At 34.5% G+C, this 2,771-nt stretch carries 3 protein-coding genes; all 3 read left to right on the top strand.

What is annotated here, in order from left to right; translation table 11 throughout:
• Window positions 1-389 precede the first annotated feature (389 nt).
• Entirely contained in the window at window positions 390-1,031 is a 642-nt protein-coding gene (locus tag KKC91_00165) for a hypothetical protein (protein ID MBU0476972.1), read from the top strand.
• Between the two features lie 174 nt (window positions 1,032-1,205).
• Entirely contained in the window at window positions 1,206-1,661 is a 456-nt protein-coding gene (locus KKC91_00160) for a hypothetical protein (GenBank protein ID MBU0476971.1), read from the top strand.
• A gap of 202 nt (window positions 1,662-1,863) precedes the next feature.
• The gene (locus KKC91_00155; GenBank protein ID MBU0476970.1) at window positions 1,864-2,070 is read left to right on the top strand and encodes a hypothetical protein; all 207 of its coding nucleotides are present in this window, start codon (window positions 1,864-1,866) and stop codon (window positions 2,068-2,070) included.
• Window positions 2,071-2,771: the final 701 nt, after the last annotated feature.

Raw genomic sequence — 2,771 nt, 5'->3', positions numbered from 1 at the left:
CATTCCCGCTTGTCTCAAAAACCGACAGCGATCACGCCTGACCACTCTCGAAATCATGGAAACTCAATGTGATCCAATACTCGAAATTGAGAAACCCATAATCAGAAAATGCATCGCTTAACTTAACACGTATGGGGTTTGGGGGTTGATAAAAGAGAGAGAAAAAAATAATAGTATTGTGGGAACTGTGGTCAAGTCCGAAGACTTTCGGAGTTGTCCAAGTGATGTGGGTAACTCAATAAGTTATCCACAGAAAGTCAGTTTCCATAATTATTAATGCCCTTATAATAAAAAAGACTGTAACACCAAAATGATAATGTCCTAATTAGCCAAAATAGAAATGTCCGCTTTTAAGGAAGCTATAATACCCACTTTAAGAGGAGGGCATTATGGCAGAAAGGGGCATAATCATGGCGAGTCAAAGGGAATTAAAGCGTCTGCATGTAATTCACAAGATACTGGATAGAGAATTAAAGCAGATAGAAGCAAAGGCTGTTTTAAATTTGAGCGACAGGCAGATAAGGAGAATAGTAAAAGCAGTTCAGAGAGAAGGAGATAAAGGGATAGCGCATAAATCACGAGGAAAGCCATCAAATGCAGCGATACCTAAGAAGATAAGAGCCATGATCATAAGTCTCTACAAAAAGAAATACAAAGGATTTGGACCCTTACTTGCGAGCGAAAAACTTTTTGAAATAGATAAGATTAAGCTGAGTGATGAAACTTTACGCAATTGGCTCATAGCAGAAGGTGAATGGAAAGTAAGCCGCAACCACAAAGAGCATCGTCAATGGCGGGAAAGAAAGCAATGTTTTGGAGAAATGGTACAGATGGATGGATCGCATCATGACTGGTTGGAAGGAAGGGGATCTGAGCTAGTTTTGATGGGATATATAGATGACGCAACGAATGATGTATCAGCTAGATTTTATGATTATGAAGGAACAATGCCGGCAATGGATAGTTTTAAGAAGTATATAAATAAAAATGGTATTCCAACCAGTATATATTTAGACAAGCACACAACATAAAAATCTAACGGAAAACCAACGATAGAAGATGAGTTAAACAATAGAAAGCCGCTGAGTCAATTTGAGAGAGCGTGTGAGGAGTTAGGAGTAGATGTAATCCATGCAGATTCTCCGCAGGCAAAGGGAAGGATAGAGAGACTTTTTAAGACATTTCAGGATAGACTGATAAAGGAAATGAGACTTAAGGGAATTAAGACCAAAGAAGAAGCTAACAAGTTTCTGGATGAATATTTGCCGATCTATAACGAAAGATTCAGGGTTGAGCCTGCAAAAAAGTCAGATCTGCACAGAGCAGTTCCGGAAAGCGCAAATCTGGATGATATTCTTTGCAGGAAGACTGTGAGAGTGCTGAGAAACGACTTCACAATAAGCTATGATAATAAGCTTTGTCAGGTAGAGAACCTGATAAGAGCAAAGAAAGTTTTAGTCTGCGAACATATAGATGGGAAAATATCAATAGCATACAAAGGGGAAGCTTTAAACTACAGAGAAATAACAAACAGATCAAAGAGAGCTAATGATGAGGGAAAACCGTATGAATTCAAAATAAGAAAAGTCTACATACCGCCAAAGGATCATCCATGGAGAAAATACAAGACAAGGAGTTATCCACATTATGCACAGAATTAACAAAAAGAAAAATTTACTACTACTAATCTTAACAAAATAGGACATTTCTACTTTGGTAAGAATAGGACATTTCTATTTTGGCTTGACATATAATAAAAAAGACTTGACAATATATAATAATTAGGTTAGAAATAAATTTACTGGTAATTTTATAATAAAAAAGACTTGACAAACATTTTAAACAATGGTATTGTTTTTTAAAATGAAATCAAAACCCTTAGTAGATAGACTTAGAGAATATATAGATAAAGGTGATATTACCGTTATGGAAGCAGCTATAGGTACTGAAGTAACTGTATATACAATTAGCAACTGGAGGAAAGAAAGGAATTACCCAAGATCATTAACAACTATTAAACAGCTGGAAAGATACCTTAATAAGTTAGATAAAAAATTTGGCATGAAATAAATGACAACAAAAATGGAATATATTAAACGACCGTTTACTTTAGACAATATTCCCTTTTCTATAAATCCCAAAAGTTATTTAATTTTTTATTTAACAGGGCTACTTTAAAATTTCGCCAGATATGTCTGGTCGTGATCGTTGCGGATGCTACTAGAGAGTGTTCGTATCTAGGTTTTTATTTCTTTACTTAAAAACTCCTCCCTTAATATTTTTAATCTTGTGCTTCTTAATATTGGTCCTTCAAATTCCGGTTTAACTTTTAATTTATCAACTTCAAATCTTACCCTTTGTTTTATATTATTTTTATCTTCTTCCTTTAATGAATTAAATATTTGCTCAAGGGATTCGTCTACTGCTCTACTTTCTTTATTTATTCTCGCTTCTTCCTTATATTTACTAAAAGGGAACTAGACAGATTTGGCGAAAAATGGGGCATAAGCGTAAGTCTATAAGTAAGAGTGTGTTACAGAGCAAATTTCGGTAAAAACAGAAAAATCATTCCCTAAAATGGTTGAATTCAAAATGAAAATATCAAGAATTTTCAGCACAAATCATTTCCGAACATTCCCGTAAATAATCATTATAGGGAAAGTAAGCGAAAACCAAACAAAATTTATCGCGTCGGCATAAAAACATTCCCTAAAACAATATAATTACACCCTTACTAAATTTCTATTTATGAAATATTCACCGTACAATAT

It is taken from the genome of bacterium, from assembly GCA_018812485.1.
In the GTDB taxonomy this organism is placed as follows: Bacteria; JAHJDO01; JAHJDO01; order JAHJDO01; family JAHJDO01; genus JAHJDO01.
Note: the sequence above shows the minus strand (reverse complement) of the source record. Positions and strands in the feature narration are given on the sequence as shown.

Excerpts from the sequence above, each read along its gene's own strand:
- KKC91_00160 (MBU0476971.1), top strand. The coding sequence starts at position 1,206 with ATGAGACTTAAGGGAATTAAGACCAAAGAAGAAGCTAACAAGTTTCTG.
- KKC91_00165 (MBU0476972.1), top strand. The coding sequence starts at position 390 with ATGGCAGAAAGGGGCATAATCATGGCGAGTCAAAGGGAATTAAAGCGT.
- KKC91_00155 (MBU0476970.1), top strand. The coding sequence starts at position 1,864 with ATGAAATCAAAACCCTTAGTAGATAGACTTAGAGAATATATAGATAAA.